Origin of the sequence: Paraburkholderia sp. MM5384-R2, from assembly GCF_014201025.1 — a bacterium.
In the GTDB taxonomy this organism is placed as follows: Bacteria; Pseudomonadota; Gammaproteobacteria; order Burkholderiales; family Burkholderiaceae; genus Paraburkholderia; species Paraburkholderia tuberum.
The window spans coordinates 180,367-198,947 of sequence record NZ_JACHDI010000004.1 but is presented as its reverse complement, the minus strand read 5'-3'; the positions used below and the strand labels follow the sequence as shown (position 1 = coordinate 198,947).

The following is an 18,581-nucleotide window of genomic DNA, read 5'->3' as shown; positions in this document are numbered from 1 at the left end:
GGCGAATCGATGCATCAGTACCGGAACAAGCGCTATCAAAGTGCGACCTCGAGAGGCGCCCTTTGAGGGATTGCCCCGTTGACATTGGGCTAGCGCGGGATCAATACACTGGGCACTGGGCGTTCGCCCGGGGGGCGCCACGAGTGGGTCGGTTAAACTCCCCCCTGATGCCCAAGGACGCTGAAGCAATGAATTTAGTGCGCGCAACGAATGGCCAGAGAGCCGCCTATGAAGCTTGATCCCGTTTCTCTCAGCTTTTTCATCGCTGTGGTCGAAGAAGGAAGCATCGCAGCCGCCGCGGAACGAGAGCACATCGCCGCGCCGGCCGTGAGTAAGCGCATCAGCGCGCTCGAAGAAACACTGCGAACCACTTTGTTGACGCGCCATCATAAAGGCGTCGAGCCAACTGCTGCTGGGTATGTTTTGCTGAATCTTGCACGTCGCGCCGTCAACTACCTCGACGACATTCACAGCGAGATGCCGGATTTCGCCTCCGGTACGCGGGGGCAGGTGCGAGTTTTTTCAAATATCTCGGCGATAACCCAGTTCCTGCCCGATGACCTCGGGACCTTTCTTGCCGACCATCCGGCAGTCGAGATCCGGCTCGAGGAACGCAACAGCCTTGTCACGCTGCGTTCGGTCGCTGAGAACGCCGCAGACGTCGGAATCTTCACTGTCGAGCCTCACGCAGAGAGCGTCGAGACTCTGCCCTATGAGGAAGACGAGTTGGCCGTGGTGGTGCGGCGCGACCATCCGCTGGCAGGCAGAAGACATACTCGGTTCGAGGAGACTCTCTCGTGGGATTTCGTAGGGCTTCGTACTGGGAGTGCGATCAACACTCAGCTCACCCAGATCGCCAATCGGCTCCAAAAGGAGTTCAGGCTCCGGATACAGGTCACCGGCTACGATGCTCTTTGCTTGATGGTTTCGTCAGGCCTTGGCATTGCGGTTGCCCCTCGCAACCTCACCAAACTTTTCGTCAAACGCTTAGGAATTACCGAAGTGCCCCTCGAGGAGCCTTGGGCACGTCGTCGCCTCGGCATCGCGATTCGCAACCGCAAAGCCCTCTCGCCAGCGGCTGAGAGCCTTGTAGTGCACCTTCAGGCTCGCGCGGCCGCGCGCCGTGACGCGTAAGGCAGCCATAACGGTTCGTTACGGCTGGCTAGCGAAAGACTAATTCACGGACCAGCCCGCCTTCTCCATTATTTGACCCAACGGCACCGCAACGGCGCCGGTTAGATCTGGAGACACGAAGATGAGCAAGGCGCAATACGAAATCGCCCTCCTGCCGGGCGACGGTATCGGTCCTGAAGTGGTCGACGCTGCGGTTGGCGTCCTGAAGGCGGCGGCTGGGAACGAAGGCGTCGAGCTGAAATACACGACCTACGAAGCAGGCGCAAACCTCTACCAGCGCACTGGCGAATCAATGGCCGAAGCTGACGCGGTTGCCGTCGGCGAGGCAGACGCTGTTCTCCTGGGCGCGATGGGTCTGCCGACTGTTCGCAAGGATGACGGTACCGAAATTGCGCCTCAAATCGATCTGCGCGAACGCTATGGCCTGTTCGCGAGCTTGCGTCCCTGCGAGCTGTTCCCCGGCGTGCCGACGCGTGTAAAGGCCGAGAAAGTGAACATGCTCGTCATCCGTGAGACGACGGAAGGTCTGTTCGCTGGTCGTCACGACAAGCAGGAACCCAGCAATGAAGCTGTCAGCGATCGCCTGACGATTACTCGCGCCACCAGCGAAAAACTCTTTGAAGTGGCGTTCGAGCAAGCCAGGCAGCGTCGCGAGACACATGGCACGCCCGGTCACGTCACGCTGCTGGACAAGTCGAACGTGCTGCGCAGCAACGCCTTTCTGCGCAAGGTGTTCGATGAAGTCGCGGAACGTCACCCCGACATCGGCACTGCCCGGATTTACATCGACGCCGGTTCGATGATGTTTGTCACCAACCCGGAACGCTATGACGTGGTGGTGACTGAGAACGTTTTCGGCGATATCACCTCGGAAATCGCAGCCGGTGTGGTGGGTGGTCTCGGCGTCGCACCCTCGGGCGACGTGAGCCTGAAGCACGGCATCTTCCAGCCGAGCCACGGCAGCGCGCCGGACATCGCCGGCAAGGGGCGTAGCCAACCCGGTTGCAACGATCTTGTCCGCTGCAATGATGCTCGAATGGATCGCCCGACAGAATGACGATCCGCGTTGCGAAAAGGTTGCTGCGGCGATTCGCCAGGCGACTGCCAAGGTGTTGCAAGACGGTCCGCGCACCCCGGACATCGGCGGCAACGGCAACACGGAAAGCGTCACGAAGGCAATCATCTCCGTGCTTAGCCACTAAGGAGCACGGAAATGGCGAAGGTAGCGATTGTAGGCAGCGGAGCAATGGGCTCCGTATACGCTGGTCTGATGGTGAGCGCCGGCCACGAAGTACATGCGATCTGTCTGTGGCCCGATCACGTGGCCGCGATGCAAAAGAAAGGACTGCGTGTTGAAGGTGCCAGCGGCGACCGCACGGTGCCGATTCACGCCAGCACGACGACCAATGGTATTGGCGAGTGCGATCTCGTCATCATCGCGACGAAGGCGTTCGACGTTGAGGCTGCCGCTCGTGCCTCGGAACAACTCCTCGGTCCGAAGACAGTTGTTCAAACCATTCAGAATGGTTTGGGCTCTGCCGAAAAGGCCGCGACGATCCTCGGAGAGAACCGGATCGCGATAGGCGTTGTAGGAGGCTTTGGAGCATCGATTCGCGCACCCGGTCATGCACACCACAACGGCATGGAAATGATTCGCTTCGGCGCTTATCGTGGTCTGTCGCGTGATGACCTCGAAGCGTCTGCTGAAATCTGGCGCTCGTCGGGCTTCAAGGTTGCGATCTTCGACGATCTTGATCAGATGGTTTGGGAAAAGCTGATCATGAACGTCGCGTTCTCGGGCACCACGTGTGCAACGGGAATGACCATCGGCGAAGTAATGGCGAACCCCAGTGCCTGGAGTGTAGCAAAGGGCGCGGCGGAAGAAGCGATTGCGGTGGCGAAAGCCGCTGGCATCCGCCTCGATGTGGGCGATCCGATCGAGCACATTCGCAAGCTTGGAAGCAAGATTCCCAATGCTCGCCCCTCGATGCTGCTCGACTATAACCTCGGCCGTCGCGGCGAAGTCGAAGCGATCAACGGATCAATTTCTCGCGAAGGCAGGAAGTACGGCGTGCCGACTCCTGTCAATGACACGGTAGTCGCGATCATCAAGGCGCGCGAAGCCAACTTCACCAAGTAATGAGATCCACCCACCCGGCAACGGGTGGGTGTCGTTCTTCGTCCGACAGTGACAGGTGCATCGCACCGATACTAAACAAGCGAAATGGAGACAATCATGAGCCGCCAAGGCAAATAGCGAATCAGTCGCGTGCAGGAACAGCTCCTTGGAAACGAGAACGCAAAAAAAGATTCCGGGCCTGCGCAGTTGAACTGAGCCGTTCCTATCGAGCCGAACTTACCCGGACATACGGTTTTGGACGCTGCGTTAAAACAACGCCGCGACACCTACCCTTTATCAGAGACATAAGGGGCAGCATATGCAAATCAATAAGGCATTGGAAGGTGGCGTAGCAATACGCGATGACGAAACAGCGCTAATGTTGAAGGTCAAACTTCGCGTTATTCCGCTCATCATCTGCTATCTGTTCGCATGGTTTGATCGAATCAACATCAGCTTTGCGAAATTTCATCTGCAGAAGGAGCTTGCGCTGAGCGATACTGCCTACGGCCTGGGTGCTGCCCTGTTCGTAGTGGGGTACGTTGCCTGCGAAGTTCCGAGCAATCTGTTTCTCTTTCGTGTCGGACCGCGCAAATGGATCGCGCGCATCATGATCTCGTGGGGCATCGCCACGGCGTGCATGGTCTTCGTTCGGAGCGAGATGCAGTTCTACATTGCTCGCTTTATCATCGGCGCGATGGAAGCGGGTTTCGCACCAGGCGTACTCTATTACCTTTCGACCTGGTTTCCTGCGAAGCATCGCGGCCGCGTCAGTGGACTGCTTTTTCTCGCCCTGGCGTTCTCCGGCGTCCTCGGTGCGCCTTTGTCGGGCTTCATCCTCTCGCACTTCGACGGCTTCATGGGTATGGCCGCATGGCATTGGATCTTTCTGATCGGTGGCTTGCCCTGCGTGCTGCTTGGGTTCGTGGTGCTCTTCCGCTTTGACGATCGTGTCGAAGATGCCAAATGGCTCAATGACGACGAGAAGATTCTTTTGCGGTCCAAACTCGATGCCGACGCGAAGAAGGCCGAAAGCCACTCGTTTCTCGGTGCGGTGAAGTCGAAGGCCTTCCTGATTCTGGCGCTGGCGTACTTCCTCGTTCAGGTCGCGTCTTACGGAATGAACTTCTGGATGCCACAGCTCATCCGCTCGTCGGGAATTAAAGACCCCTCTATCATCGGTCTGCTCACAGCCCTCCCGTACTTGTTTGGTGGCATCGGGATGCTCACGATGGGCAAGCTGGGCGATCGTTCTGGGAATCGTCGAATGGTTTTCGCAGGTTGCATGCTGCTCACCGCCGCAGGCTTTCTTGGCGCGGGCATCTTCGCGAAGAACCCGGTTGCGCTGGTCGTCGCCCTGATTGTTCTCGGTACGGGCATGCTGACCACGATTCCGGCGTTCTGGACACTCCCGCCTAAGGTTGTGACAGGTGTGGGTGCTGCGGGCGGTATCGCACTGATCAATTCGATCGGGCAATTGGGCGGCATCGTCAGCCCTGTGATGGTCGGCCGTATCAGCGATTTGACCGGAAGCACAACTCCCGCGCTCTACACGATCGTCGCTTTGTGCGTGCTTTGCGCAGCGATCGCTATCTGGGCCTTCCCGGCTCAACTTCGAGCCAAGGACGTCTAAGCCAGCTCGGAACGACAGCCTCGCCGTTAGGGCGGGGCCTCCTTTTCCCCGAGCTATTCGTCCACTGTATAACAGAGCACGCCCACGTTGAAGGAATGGAACAGATGCGTTTCGATCCCGCTGCCGCCGCGGCCCACTTGGAATGGTCGTGGCAGACCGGGCTGGGGCTTGGAGACTTGCCGCCCGGATCAAGACCCAGTTCGCTGAGTGGCGGCTACGCCGCACAGGCGCTTTTTGTCGAGCGTATCGGCGAGCCGTGATTGGATGGAAAATCGCGGGTGCCTCGCCGCGCGGACTGCGCGGCGAGTTAATAATCAACGCTCCTGCCACCGGGTGCTTGGTCCAATCGCGAGTCCTACCTTCGGGCAGCATCCTCAATTTTCGCGTCGATAGTCGTGCGACGCTTGAAACCGAGGTTGCTTTTCGCTTTGGTCGCACGGTTTCTCCTGCAAAAGAAGCGTTCGATACGTCAATGCTTGATCGTGCCTTTGTTGCCATCGAGGTCGTGTGTAGCCGATACATCGACAGGAAAGCAGTCGCAAAGCCTAGCTTCGTTGCCGATAACCTTGGATTCCACGCACTAATCTGCGGCGAGCAAATCCCCTTTGCAGATGATTGTTCCTTTGATGAGGATGCGGGCATCTGGCGCAACCGTGAGCGTATCGCATCAACGCTTAATGGCGATGATCGAACTCGGCCGTTTGAATCCCTTGCGTTCCTTTGGAAGGAGTTCGCGCGCCAAGGTCGGACGCTGGAAAGAGGAGCGATCGTGACAACCGGCACCCTGAGTGCACCGGTAGACTGCACGAGCAGCGCAAATCTGACAGCACGGTTTGCGGACGCCACCGTCGGTGTGGCGCTGAGATTTTCGTCGGATAACGCTCAAGATGACGACGGCAACGTTCGCAACAAAGGTGTACTGAAGTCAAGAGTCAATGTTGAGCATTACGACTGGCTCAATGGTGCATCGCCGTTCCCGCAGTCCGAATTCTAGTGGTAAGCCTTTGCGATCAGCCGCCACGGCGCTTGCTTGATAACTGGGTCAATTCCTTCCGGGGGGCGGGAGAAGCTAGTCGGAATGCAGGCGTGCCAAGTGGCTGAATCCGCCCTGCGAAAGCGGCCGTAGAATTCCACTTATCGTGACCGTCCGCAAAGGGTGTACGGCAGTTCAGTTGCCCGGATTCTGCCATCTCCTTCCATTCGATAACCGCTGTGGTAGAAGGAGACTTCGCGAGAAGTCGATAGACGCCCGTCCGCTCATCCTCTGATCCTGTGCGAGGATCGACCCGTCTGATGTCCGGCGGCAGGAGCGGCCGGCATAAGCCGCGCCATTGCCCCGCGCAAGCAGGTAACATGCGAATAGCGCAGAATAGGATCGTGAGCATCTTCAAACGCGCGTGAGAGGAAGTGGCGCCCGATTTCGGTCGTTATGGCCTACGCGTTAGCGACAACCTTGTTGCAGAGAGCCAAATGAAGAAAGGAAAGACGAAACTTACCCGCCATGATGCTGAGCGCCTTTTCGAGGGTCTGCCTAATGGGAACGTGAAAGTATCGAGCCGGCCAGAGAACCCATTCGATGCAGGGGTGTTCGACGAGGTCGAGCGCGTCGACGACGAAGCCAAACTCTGGAAAGACAACCTCATTACTCTTCCGATGGCGATCGAGTTGCCTGCTGCCTACGAGTCGGTATCTCGCATGCGCGAGTCGATGGCGAGGGCATGGCGGGCGAAGTGGGTAAGGGAAGGTAAAAACGAGGTTGTCACTGAGTTTCCTGAAGGTTGGACAGCCGTTCGCCCGGAAAGCGGACCCATAGAGTTGCGAGATCCGTCCGGCGTGGTCCGCGCCATATACGGGTGGGCCGAGGATGCTGAGCTCAGGATTCTGCCGCGGTATCTGGTTGAGTCACAGACGAACAGTTCAAGCGGACTGGGCAGCTTGCTCGTCCGTGATCGCGTGAACGGTCGAGTACTTGAGAGGTCGTCGATCTGGTCGGCTCAAACTGGTACCAACCATCCCGATTGGGCCCGGTTGTCAGAGTGGCTCAACTTACACTATCCACAACATCGCGACCCGCTTCGGTACTGGGAAGATTGCGAGGAAAATCTCCAACACTGAGCTACTTTTTGGGGACTCTGTTCCCGCGTCTGCTGCACCCAGGGTGACGGGGGCGAAAGGAGGGATCACGGCTTGATTGAGCTTCCGAGCTCGGCCACATTGTCGTGACTCGGCGTTGGCTTCGCGCGTATGCCATCGGCACCATGCCGAACTGGACACTAACGAAATCCGGCAATTGATTGTCAAGCTGATCCGAAAGGGCGCGATCCTGGACGCTAACCACAGATGCGCACGCAGTTCGGCTTACACCCGCTGCCTCATCCAGCATGCAATGCTCATGCGGTCGCGCGTGGCGGGCAGCACCTCGTGTTCAAACTCCGCCGAGAGAAACAAGAGCAGCGTTCCGGCGCGCGGAAAGACGTCGTGATAAGACTGATCAGCAAGGTATAGCCGCAGTGCGCCGCCCTCGGCGTCCTGCCACGCTTCGTTGACGTAGAACACAGCGGAAATCACGCGGCTGTCGCTGTTACGCAGGCAGTCGAGGTGGCGTGCGTATCCGGCACCTGGCGGATATACCGCGTAGTGTGATTCGCTATCGACCAGACCGAGAAACAGGTCGCGGTTGAGCGCGTTCCGTAGTGCGTCGATGCGATCGGCGAACGCCTGCTGCCGCGTGCTCAGCGCGTCAGGTTGGAACCAGTGCGTGCTATCGCCGCGCAAAAGTGTGGCAGCGCGATTGGCCCCTACACGGGCTGGTGTCAGCAGCTGCGCGTCGTGCATGGCCATGCATTCGGTCGATAAGGCCTGCGTCTGGCTCTGTGACAAAAAGTTCGACACGACACACCAGCCGTCGACGGCGAGCGCGCGTGTCGCGATGTCGAATTCGCTGGATCGGAAATTCGACGCGACATCGATTGCCTCGTCCGGCGCGGCGTCGCCGATCAGGCAATCAACCAGCAATTCGATTTCCGCTTCAATCAGGGGGTGTTCCAGAAATGCATCCGTTTTATTTGTTCTTCCGCTGGCGGCTCGATCGAGTACTCGCTCGGGTCTGCTACCAGCTGGTCAAAACCATCAAGCGTTGTCGGGGGCGCGTCGAACGCGGGCATTGACACACGCCGGACCCAGGAGGAAGAGCCGGGTCGAGGTGGTCGATCTGTTGGGACAACCGCGCAGTCTACACGAGTGGGACGAAGGCTGAAAGAGCGACCACGAAAGACCCTGAATTACGAAACACCGGCTGAACGATTCGATCGAACTATTGCATCGACCGGTTGAATCCGCCGTTTTCGAAAGAGATGCTCAATGCAATGATCGTCTCATCGCAACAGACGCTAGCGGCCAAACTTCTTTAGCCAGCTCACCGGAAGCCCGTGCTTTCTGGGAATCTCCGCGTTTCGTTTCGAGGTTTGCCGCGATCCGGTTCGACCGCGTCTGACATTCATACCTGCGTCTGACATTCATACCTTTCAGGCGGCTGGTTGCGGCTTCAACCAACGTCGTTCGCACCTGCACGCGGGTCGCGTCGTCAAAGATAGAACTCGCGATCTCGTCGATCGCTAGTGCAATGAGCGCATCGCGCTTTTCCGGCTGTAGTTGCAACCAGGGGCCCCACGGATCGATTGGAATCGGTCTTCCGCCAAGAACTAGCGAATCACCTCGCGCCATCGGCCACACCCCCGAGTTCCGGCTGCCTGACCATCATTACCGAATGAGTATGCTTCCGCGCTCACGGGGTGTCAGGATCAGGTCCCAATATTGGCAACAAGGAATACATAGCGTCCTCCATCGCCCGAGAACCGGGCATCATTCGCCTGTTTCAGGAAGGCACGGTGAAGTGCCGCAATGAAATGCATACTGAGACCGAATGTCCTCGGTGATGTCGCGACCGACGTTAGGCATCCGTGCGAGGCCGTTTCGGAGAAACAGCCCGACCAGGCGCAATCAACGGTTCTGCTCAAAGACGACGGGTGGGGTAACCGACTCATTTACATGGAGGCGGAATATATCCGGACGTGCGTAGTGCCCTACGACATCGAAATCGTATTTTCCCCTCGCGAGGTCAGCGAGATCCAGTTCGTGAACAAGCAGGGCGTCTTCATCGAACACGGGCCCGGCAAGCACCTCTCCTAGTGGTCCCACTATGCAACTACCGCCACGCATGAGGACGGTATCAGGATTGTTGCCCTGGACGGCAGCATAGTTGTCCGGCGCATCGCGGCGCCGTAAATGCTGACACGCAGAGAGCACAAAACAGCGGCCTTCCATCGCAATGTGCTGCATTGAAGCAACCCAGGTGAGCCGACTGTCCGCTGTCGGCGCGCAATAAATCTGTATTCGCTTCGCGTACATGGCCATGCGCAAAAGCGGCATGTAGTTTTCCCAACAGATCACCGCACCCAGCCGACCGAAAGGCGTATCGAATACGGGAAGCGTCGACCCGTCGCCAAACCCCCAGATCAACCGCTCGGCCGCTGTGGGCATCAGCTTTCGATGTTTTCTCAGCAGTATTCCATCGGGCGCCAGGAAGATGACAGTACAGTAGAGCGTACCGCCGTCGCGCTCAATCACACCGACGATCAGGTATTGCCTCAGGTCGCCTGCGATCTGCGCGATTCGATTTGTCCACACGGATGGCACCTCGATCGCGCTGTCAAAGTACCGGCGATAGTCCTCTCTGCCTTCAGGCGTCCTCTCGCCGACGGGAGCGCCGAAATGCAGTCCCTTGGGATAGGCAGATACGAAGGCTTCCGGGAACACAATCAATTGCGAATCGAGTTTCGACGCCGCGACTACGTCGCGTTCGAGCTTGGCCAGCGTTCGTTCGACATCGAACATGGCCGATCCCGTTTGCATGACCGCTGCACGCAGAACTTGCTCCATTCTGACCACCGGTTCAAAGGCGTTAGTTCACTTTATTAAAGGGCGAGAATTGGTGCGCGCATAGATTTTTTGGCCATCGTTCAGATCTCACATCGTTGAACGCCCGTCAGCCCGTCTCTACGCCCTTTTCAGCAGATGAAAAAGGCAGGTGGATTGATTCGTCGAGTCGGGCAACTGCGCCGGAGGACCCAGACACGTCGGAATGTGGGCAGAGAAAAGTCGTGATCGTGATGTGGCGGCAATTTCAGTTTAGACGCGGCGGTACTCCCTGCTATATGCCATTCGCCATATGCACAGACGGCTCGCGGAAGCCTTTCGACGCTGGATTAGCCTGTGTAGTGGGGCACGCTTGTCTCATCCGCGCCCTTGAATACGGAAAAACAGACGGTGCCGTTCACGCCCGCTTCGCGCGACCTTCAATTGAACTGGCGCTCTCGGCCATGTTCAGCCGGTCGCCCGCTCACTCGGCCAGACATTCGAAAGTCGCTTTCATGCTGAAAGCTCCCGCTCGCTTTGCTCCGTGACCCGGAAGAGGCTTGCCGTTGAACATCCGACTATGGGTTGTGTGCGCTTCCGTCGACAACAGTTAGTCCAAGCGGCTTGGCGAGTATTCGCATCGCTGCTGCAGCGAGCGTCTTCGATGACCTGCATGAGTGTCTCGCAGGAGAACGGCTTGTGCAGATAGACATCGAAGAGCCGGGCAATGTCTCGCTGACTGACAGCGTCTCCCGTCATTGAAACGAGGAAAGCCGCGGAGCGAATCGGCGTTTCCCTCAGCGACCGTGCGACAGACTCATTGTCCTCAGGCTTCGATCGGATTCTAAGCATCGAGGACATCGTACAAACACGGGAGACGGAGGCGGACCGCATGTGTCGCGATCTAACCCACAGCGCCAGACGGAGAGTTGGATCCGACCCACCGGTCGCAGCGCGCATGTCTGCCTACCAATTCGCACTGGTCGCCATTAAAAATCCAATATTTTCAACTGGTTGCGTGATCGCTTACCGCGGTGCCACCGTTTGGCACGCACTTTGCCTCGATCCTCATCGAGGAGTATCTACACCCTCAAAACAAGCTCTGACATTCCTGACCGACTAATTTACCCTTGGAGAATCGAAATGAACGCGCTGGTAATCAAAGACCTCCCCGTAGCCGTTGAGATGGATCGTACTGCAATGACCGCCGTCAGCGGCGGCAGGTTGCCGCAGCAGATCGTGAACATCATCCAGGCCGTTGGCGACTATGCAAATGACGCTCCTACCCAGCACAGTTTTACTGGCAGTGGGACTTCTGTGACGTACTAACAGAAACACGGTGATTTCGTAGATCAAGGCCCCGCCAACGAGGGGCCTCTTTGAATTCGCTTCCGGTGACTTTATCTGCGCTGCCTCGATACCGACCGTTCCGCTTCAATTCGACGGGTTGTTGTGAGCGTGAGCATTTTTTCTGAGGGCATTACGACCGTTTTCTTGTTCACGATCGATGAGGTACTAGGCTTCCGGTTCCTCACCAGGCGTGCTCAACTTTTCTCCTCGCAAAACAACGAACTCCCACGCGGACCGCGGACGCGAAACACCATGACGACGCAGGTCCCAGCACCTTGTTGGCTTAAGCCGCCGTCGGTGTGGCGACCGGCCAGCGGCGGCTAAGTCGAATAGTTGTTCCCGAAAATGCCACTTGAACGTACGGAACGGTCAGTTTTCTGCGAGTGAGAGCGCGCACCGTGACTGGCCGTTGAGGGTCGGTCTGAGGCATTCACATAGGTGGGCCGAGTATTTGACTCGGCCCTGCCACCACCGGTCATTCGACATTGACGCCTGAATCGCTGATAATCGGTAACTGCCCGCCGTTATATCCCTGAGTCTTGGTCGCAATCATGCTCAAACTCGCCTATCTGTTTCTCTCGATCACGCTCGCCACCCCGCTCTCGGCCCTAGCGTACGGTAGTGATAATCCAGACTACGATCAATGCATTCTGCATTCGTTGGGAAACAGTCAGAGCAGCTTTGCGGCTCGCCAGATCAGCAACTCGTGCGACGCGATTTACAGAAATGGCGCAATGCTTTTGCCGCGCGAAAGAGCGTATCACCTGTGTGTCCTGCAAAATGTGCAGACCGTGAGAGGAGCATTTGCGGTCAACGAGATACTGCATGCATGCCGACGTCAAAATCAGATGTAGGACGGACGCCATTGACGATTGCAGCCCTGAGATTCGCAAGATTTAATTTCGATTGCGTTCATTGACCTCGCCCCGTGGAGACGTGGCGAGACACTGGCACGAACGGCTGCACTACTCCGAAACCTGACTGACGCGCTACGCGCACAATTCGGCCGATGCCGACATGGCTGCGCTTGCCGCGGTGCGCCACTTGTGCCCGCCGACCCGCGCCGATTATCTCGGCATCAGGTTCTGACATAGGGTGCTAACTCGGGTTTGGCACTCTTCGGATAGGCGATGCGCGCCGATGGATTGCGCTTCGCCATGGTTTCGTCGCGCATGTATTCCATGATTTGCGCAACGTCCTCCTTCGATTTCCCCAACTTCTTGGCGAGATACTTTTCCATGTCGTAGGTGGATTGGCGCTTGGCCATGCGGGCGCGCAGAAACGCACGCAGGACTGGACAAAAATCCGGCAAAGCGTCGCCAACCAGCCACATGTTGAGGTTTTCCGGGGATCGGAAGTCCAGCTTGTCGCCGCCGATCGAGGGATCCTTGGCCAGTTGATCGAAGAGGAAGGTCCACAGATTGGTCTTGCCCTTCTGCCAGGGTGCGATGCTGGCGAATATCGTCGCCTCCTGGTACGCCGGCACCGTCTGGATCACGCCCGCACTGATCATGATGTACCACTGCAGGCGGTGGGTGTATTCGCCGTGTTCCGGGCCAGCACCGACATCTTTCCAGTGCTGTTTCAGCGCCAGCGATTCCTTGAATACATTCCCGAAGACAAAACCGGCATAGTTCGGGAGCCGGTCGCCGACAACGACGAATCCGTGTTTGCGCTCGAACGCGTCCAGCGAGGCAGTCAGAAGTTTGGAGAAGTCCCGGTCCTTGTCCGGCTGAGCTTTTTTCGTTGCGTAGGCCGTCTGCTGTTGATCGAAGTGCTTGATTGCGCGTGATTCGGCGAAAAAAGTCTTGTTTATCCGGTTCGTCATGTCCGCATCCAGCGCGATCAATGCGTTCTGAACGGACGGTGTACCCGTGATCGTTGTCTGCGAGCCGCAAGAGAGATAGTGGCCCATCCTCACGTAGTCGGCAAAATGGGGGGACACGCTCAACAACTGGTCGTTCACCTTCAGGTCCTTGCCATCGAAGGCGTCGGTCAGTTCCTTGCGAATCTCGTCAAGCTTTTTCATCTTGATCCTCCACAGGATAGCAACAACGAACACGCCGGCCGGCGGTGCCGGAACAGCATCTGGTTTTGACGCCCGCACCGGATGCGTTCCCGGCGCACACTTGTTCGCGAGCGCGCGATATACCACGGAATGAGCGAACCGTGGTGCCGAAACCAACGTACCTTGCCGCCCGGCTGGCCTGGTCCTCTACTTCGAGACTGGCAGACCGAACAGGGCTTGATCCCCTGGAAACGCACTTCGCCGGAGCGCGAAGCCCTGTCGATTGCCCAGAGCATTGGATGAATGCTATATGTTGATCCGACGATGTCAACGTTTCCGAATGTCGTTGAACTGTCTTGCGGCGTGAGTAGGTAGGTGCCTTTCACTCCACGCATGCGACCGGGCGTGATCGGCTCAGACAAGTTCTCCGAATGTCAGCAAAGGCCGAAGTGAGCAGCAGCCTGCGCGAAGACGGATGTCCAGAGCACTCCGGAAGCCGCCATTGATGTCCTCCCGGCCCGAAGGACTGATGCGGGTCGACCTCTGCCCGACGCGAACTGATGAATGGCGGCTCACTCGGCGTGTTAAACGTCGGACTAGGTTCGGCCACAAGCCGCCGTTGGTCGATGCCTCGATATACACGTTCAGGCGTATCTTCAAGCCTGCAAACGGACTTTCGAGCGTTGAGTCCGTCTGTCGCGAGACCGGCCTTTGCGGCCGTTGGCGCCCCGTCCGATCGCAGCCTGTCCAATGGCTGCTCCCGAAAACTCGGAGGACTGAGGTCGAACTGTTTTCAACCGTTCGAGACTACCGTGACCGGGGTTCGTTTCTCGATACCTGGCATACACTCGTTCGGCGATAGCTCACGATTCGTCGCGCACCTCTTGGTGAGCCGCCTGCCTGGCTGTCGGCCACACCCGCTCCTCAAATTGATCAGACGGAACCGGCTCCGAATACAAAAAGCCTTGCGCAAAGTCACAACCCACGGCGGCGAGAAAATCACGTTGATCCGTCGTCTCGACCCCCTCGGCAATAACCTGCAATCCCAACTTGTGAGCGAGCATGACCATTGCTTCGCAGAGCGCCTGATTGCCGCCGTCGAAACCGAGGTTCTGTACGAATGAACGGTCGATCTTGAGATAATCGATGTCGAAGCGCTTCAGATAGGCTAAGGACGAGTAACCGGTCCCGAAGTCGTCGATCGAAATCCCGATTCCTGTCTCGCGGAAACTCAGCAACTTCTCGTTCAATTCGGCGTCCAGTAACAGCCCTTCGGTTATTTCAATTGCCACGCTCTGTCTAGGCATGCCTTGCCGAATGAGGTATTCCGACCATTGGATACACACCAGATTGTCCTGGCGAATCTGCACCGGTGAAATGTTGACACTGATCTGAAACGATGGATGGAATCGTCGGCGCCATTGACGCGCCTGGCGCACGGCCTGTTTGAACACCCAATCGCCGATCGGAACGATGAGCCCCGTGTCTTCGGCCAATGCGATGAAATCCAATGGACTGATCGTGCCGCGCACAGGGTGCAGCCAGCGAATTAGCGCTTCAGCTTTGTAAATTTCGCCAGTCGCCAAATTGACGATAGGCTGGTAATAAACACGGAACTGGTCGACTTGCAGGGCGGTACGTAGATCGCTCGTGAGACGCTGGCGCTTTTCTGCCGCCACTTGCAACTCGGGCGTAAAGTAGTGGAAACGGTTGCGCCCCGCGGCTTTGGCCGCGTACATGGCCTGGTCGGCATTCTTGAAGAGAACATCCAGTTCTGTCCCGTCGTCAGGGTAAAGCGTGACTCCGACACTCGCAGAAATGAAAGCCTCGTCCGGACCAAGCTTGAAGGGTTGGGCCAGCGTGGCGATGATCGTCTTCGCGATCTGTTCGATGCTCCCGGTGTCGTCCAACTCGGGCAGAATCACCGTGAACTCGTCACCGCCAAGTCGAGCGACCGTGTCGAATTCACGCACACACGAGGTAATGCGCCTCGCGGCCTCGATCAGCAGGATGTCGCCCATATCGTGTCCGAGGGAGTCGTTGACCTCCTTGAAGCGGTCGAGATCGATCAGCATCAAGGCCATCGGCCGCCCGGAGCGATGGGACACGCCGGCTTCATGCTCGAGACGGGCATGAAACATCTGGCGGTTCGGGAGATGGGTCAGCGCATCGTAATTAGCCTGTTTCCATATCGTTGCCTCGAATGCCATCCGGTCCGACAAATCACGACCGACCGCCAACACGGAGTTCACCTCGCCCGACGCGTCGATCTCTGGAGTGAGCCTGATATGGCTGCACTGTTCCTGTCCGTCCTTACTGAGCCATCTCAGTTCGAATTGGCGACTTTTCCCGGTTGCAATGGTTTCGCTGATCTTCTTCTCGTAAGCCAGCGCGTTAGCACCGCCCGGTATCTCTGAGGGCCGTTTGCCGAGCGATTCGCGAAGGCTGCGGGCCGCCGAGACACAGAAAGCCGGATTGGCGTAGGTGCGGCGCAGCTCTCGGTCGTAGCGCGTGATCGTGTCAGGTGAATTCTCGATCAACGTGCGCGACTCCTGCTCTTTGGCGACGAGCTCGGCCGTTCGCTCGATGACCGTCTGCTCCAAGGAAGCGTTGATCTCGTTGATCTTCTGGATCTTCTGCCCGATCGCCGCACTCATTCGTTCGAACCTGTGCGCCAATCTGCCCAATTCATCCTTTACGCCAATCTCACTGCGCGCGTCCACCGATGCCTCCGCCTCTGCGCCTGCATCGCTACCGGTGTCGTCCATCCTTCGCACCAGATCTTTGAGCGGTACAGAGATGCTGTGTGAAATGAAATTGGCGAGGAAGATCGAAAGCAGAAACCCCGAAATGCCCACCAGTATGATCTGATCGCGTACGGACTGTGCCTCCGCCGTCAACTTCTTCTCCGGGATCGTGCTGACCACAAACCATTTTGTGCCGGCGATACCCGTGTATGCAGCGAGATATCGGTCGCCATTCTTGCCATGGAAGTCGACGAAGCCATTTGGCTCGCCGTGCGGATCGGCGTTTGCGATTCTTTCGAGCAGACCCGGTTCAGCCTTTCCGTCGGTGCTCATTGAAGAGCCGTCGGCACGAACAATCAGCTTGTCGCTGCTGGCGTCAAGTACATAGATCTCCGTTCCACTGCCCACGGCGACGTCATTGAAAATCGATGAGAAATACTCGGGGCGAATCACTAGAACCAGATTACCGATCTGCCGATTGTCGCTCTTGTCGATGATGGCGCGCACCATCCCGAGATCTTGCTGACCGGCCCCGTTGTCATAGCTGCCCCAGTAAGGCCGGCCATTTCGATCGGGAGCCTGCTGGACCAGATGCACCACACTCCGCGTCAATTGCGCGAACGCCTGGGTGTCCGTGATCCGGTTGTCCTTGTCGAGCAAATATTTCTGGTTGATGAAATCAACCGCGCCGTAGTGCTCCAGGAGCAGTCGGGTCAGATCCTGGCGAGCTTCGCTCTGCTCCTTTTCATTGCCGTGTGCGATGCGGGTCAGCGCGTCTTGAACCTGATCGGAGAGCACCAGAAGGCTGCTCTCCGTCTCGATCTGCTCCATCCGCAACGAGATGTTTTTGGATACCTGTTTGACTACCTCTTTGGAAAATATCTCCGCTTTGTGCTTGAACTCTGCTGTTGACTCCGCATACGAAATGTAGCTGGAGACAAGTATCGGTATCAGCGAAAGCAGGATAAACGCGGTTATCAGCCGGTAGCGAATTTCGACCCGGCGCAGCAGATCCAACGAGAAGTAGGCGAATGCGCTTCGCAGCCAAGCGATCAGTGGGGTCATTTGTAGTGCATCTTCGCTTCATTCTTAACAGACTCGTCCAGGAGTTTTGCTGCCTGCATTGGCGTGATTTTCCTGAACAGCACATCCTGTATCAATCGATGCAAGCGCTCGATGGAATTGGAGGGTAGAAACGAATAGTACGGGCTGCCGGTCACAGCATAGCGACTGACCATGTTCGTGTAGTCGACAATCTTCTGATCGCTCACCACCATGCCCGGGAACTGCTTGAATGGGGAAATGTTCTGGCGCTTGATCTGGAGGATGGAAAACCCCTGCCCAGCGACGAACTCGAGAAAACGCATTGCCGCGGCCTTGTTGGGCGTTTCCGACACCGCAAACCCGGTTTCGCTGCCGATCACGGGCACCACCTGCTCGCCTGGCGCGTTCCAGGGCGGGATGAGCACGCCAACTTCAAAGGGATTGCCGTGCAGCAACAGACCGGCTGCCCAACTACCGTGAAAAGCCATTGCGACCTTGCCCTCCTTGAATAGCCGTATGCCATCATCGTAGCCAGTTGTCGTGAACGATTCCTGTACGAAACCCCGTTCCGGCATCAGCCTGATCCTGGCGAAAATATCCGCTACCTGGGGGGTGTTCAAATCCAGCGTGCCATCGCTGATTTTGTCCTTCCAGTCTGGCTCGCTCGCAACCACATTGTTAGCAAAGCCTGAACTGAAGGGGCCGTTGCCGAGCATATTTGGGAAGCCGCCGTTCCACATTATTGGCGTATAGCCTGCACGTTTGAGCTGTTCGCAAACCGCCAGGAATTCGTTGAAATTGGTCGGCAGCTCCCTGATCCCCGCCTTCGCAAACATGTCCTGGTTGTAATAGATCAAAGTCGTAGCCATTCCCCCCGCTATTCCAAAGTGCCTGGATTGGCGACTGGTCCAGTCTTTTTTGAGAGGATCGAGCATGTTGTTCCAGGCGGATGTGTTGCTAACGTCGGCGAGGAGCCCTTGATCGGCCAGGTCGGCCGCGTAGGCATTCGGGTTGATACTCACCAGATCGGGCAAGTTGCCGGAGGCGATCCGCGGCTTGATATTTTCTTCCACCGAATTGCCAATCATGAACTGCACATCCACGTGTATGTCCGGATTCAGCTTGCTGAATTCGGCAGCAATCTGAAGCATTTCTTCCGGCCAGTCAGGAGCCCAGACCAAGGCGGTGATGGTGGTACTGGCCGGCCCGCTCGTGCTCGAAGAATCGTGGTCTCGCTGATGGCAACCGCACAACGAGAAAAGAATGAAACAAGCCAAGACCGACAGCAAGGAGCCAAACTCAGTTTGTCGCACGTGGGGTTCACTTTTTCAGGCTCGGCATGGGTTGAGCGGCCCTCGGCAGAGGCTATGGGCGCATTCGATGGCAAACCGGTGAAACTTTCATCGCGGTCGAATCACTTGCATAACCATGGCGGCGTCCCTGCAGCGGTCAGTTGTGACGAAGCCCGGCATGCCGCTGCGCATTTCATCGCAAATCTTTCTCGCTGCCGGCCGATCTTTTGTCATCGACGACGCCTATCGATCGGCACCGGAATGTTTATAAAACAGGGCTGCTTAGAGCGCTTGACGGGTCGGCACTCACACGGCATATCGGCAACAGACGCAGATACTT

The 18,581-nt window shown here is 57.3% G+C and carries 15 protein-coding genes; 10 read left to right on the top strand and 5 right to left on the bottom strand.

Annotated features, from left to right (window positions below):
* Nucleotides 1-228 precede the first annotated feature (228 nt).
* The 8 genes from HDG37_RS09265 to HDG37_RS09235 all read left to right on the top strand — a co-directional run bounded on the left by HDG37_RS09265 (nt 229) and on the right by HDG37_RS09235 (nt 7,001).
* On the top strand, nt 229-1,134 hold the full coding sequence (locus HDG37_RS09265; RefSeq protein WP_184046314.1) for a LysR family transcriptional regulator: 906 nt from the start codon (nt 229-231) through the stop codon (nt 1,132-1,134).
* Nucleotides 1,135-1,255: 121 nt separating this feature from the next.
* On the top strand, nt 1,256-2,191 hold the full coding sequence (locus HDG37_RS09260; protein ID WP_260332830.1) for an isocitrate/isopropylmalate dehydrogenase family protein: 936 nt from the start codon (nt 1,256-1,258) through the stop codon (nt 2,189-2,191).
* On the top strand, nt 2,160-2,336 hold the full coding sequence (locus HDG37_RS39140) for a hypothetical protein (RefSeq protein ID WP_260332829.1): 177 nt from the start codon (nt 2,160-2,162) through the stop codon (nt 2,334-2,336). Before HDG37_RS09260 ends, HDG37_RS39140 begins: the two co-directional genes overlap by 32 nt.
* Before the next feature lie 11 nt (nt 2,337-2,347).
* Complete coding sequence (locus HDG37_RS09255; RefSeq protein WP_184046312.1) at nt 2,348-3,274, top strand: ketopantoate reductase family protein; 927 nt, start codon at nt 2,348-2,350, stop codon at nt 3,272-3,274.
* A 298-nt stretch (nt 3,275-3,572) separates the two neighbouring features.
* Nucleotides 3,573-4,886, top strand: a complete 1,314-nt coding sequence (locus tag HDG37_RS09250) for an MFS transporter (RefSeq protein ID WP_184046310.1) — start codon at nt 3,573-3,575, stop codon at nt 4,884-4,886.
* 104 nt (nt 4,887-4,990) lie between these two features.
* The gene (locus HDG37_RS09245) at nt 4,991-5,146 is read left to right on the top strand and encodes a hypothetical protein (protein ID WP_184046308.1); all 156 of its coding nucleotides are present in this window, start codon (nt 4,991-4,993) and stop codon (nt 5,144-5,146) included.
* Nucleotides 5,143-5,880, top strand: coding sequence for a hypothetical protein (locus HDG37_RS09240; RefSeq protein ID WP_184046306.1), 738 nt, complete (start codon nt 5,143-5,145; stop codon nt 5,878-5,880). The genes HDG37_RS09245 and HDG37_RS09240 overlap by 4 nt, the downstream gene beginning before the upstream one ends.
* A 476-nt stretch (nt 5,881-6,356) precedes the next feature.
* Entirely contained in the window at nt 6,357-7,001 is a 645-nt protein-coding gene (locus tag HDG37_RS09235; RefSeq protein WP_184046304.1) for a hypothetical protein, read from the top strand.
* 243 nt (nt 7,002-7,244) lie between these two features.
* Here HDG37_RS09235 and HDG37_RS09230 read toward each other — a convergent pair whose 3' ends face one another.
* Both HDG37_RS09230 and HDG37_RS09225 read right to left on the bottom strand, forming a co-directional pair.
* On the bottom strand, nt 7,245-7,727 hold the full coding sequence (locus HDG37_RS09230) for a 2OG-Fe(II) oxygenase (protein WP_184046302.1): 483 nt from the start codon (nt 7,725-7,727) through the stop codon (nt 7,245-7,247).
* 1,158 nt (nt 7,728-8,885) lie between these two features.
* On the bottom strand, nt 8,886-9,824 hold the full coding sequence (locus HDG37_RS09225; protein ID WP_184046300.1) for a nitrilase-related carbon-nitrogen hydrolase: 939 nt from the start codon (nt 9,822-9,824) through the stop codon (nt 8,886-8,888).
* 1,119 nt (nt 9,825-10,943) lie between these two features.
* Here HDG37_RS09225 and HDG37_RS09220 point away from each other — a divergent pair.
* Complete coding sequence (locus HDG37_RS09220; protein ID WP_184046298.1) at nt 10,944-11,129, top strand: hypothetical protein; 186 nt, start codon at nt 10,944-10,946, stop codon at nt 11,127-11,129.
* A 572-nt stretch (nt 11,130-11,701) separates the two neighbouring features.
* Complete coding sequence (locus HDG37_RS09215) at nt 11,702-12,004, top strand: VF_A0006 family four-cysteine protein (RefSeq protein WP_184046296.1); 303 nt, start codon at nt 11,702-11,704, stop codon at nt 12,002-12,004.
* A gap of 224 nt (nt 12,005-12,228) precedes the next feature.
* Here the strand turns inward: HDG37_RS09215 and HDG37_RS09210 are convergent, their stop codons facing one another.
* The 3 genes from HDG37_RS09210 to HDG37_RS09200 form a co-directional block, all read right to left on the bottom strand.
* Nucleotides 12,229-13,179, bottom strand: a complete 951-nt coding sequence (locus HDG37_RS09210) for a LirA/MavJ family T4SS effector (protein ID WP_184046294.1) — start codon at nt 13,177-13,179, stop codon at nt 12,229-12,231.
* A gap of 842 nt (nt 13,180-14,021) precedes the next feature.
* The gene (locus HDG37_RS09205; RefSeq protein WP_184046292.1) at nt 14,022-16,970 is read right to left on the bottom strand and encodes an EAL domain-containing protein; all 2,949 of its coding nucleotides are present in this window, start codon (nt 16,968-16,970) and stop codon (nt 14,022-14,024) included.
* A complete protein-coding gene (locus HDG37_RS09200; RefSeq protein WP_260334524.1) occupies nt 16,967-18,202 on the bottom strand; it encodes an ABC transporter substrate-binding protein in 1,236 nt (411 codons plus the stop codon). Before HDG37_RS09200 ends, HDG37_RS09205 begins: the two co-directional genes overlap by 4 nt.
* Nucleotides 18,203-18,581: the final 379 nt, after the last annotated feature.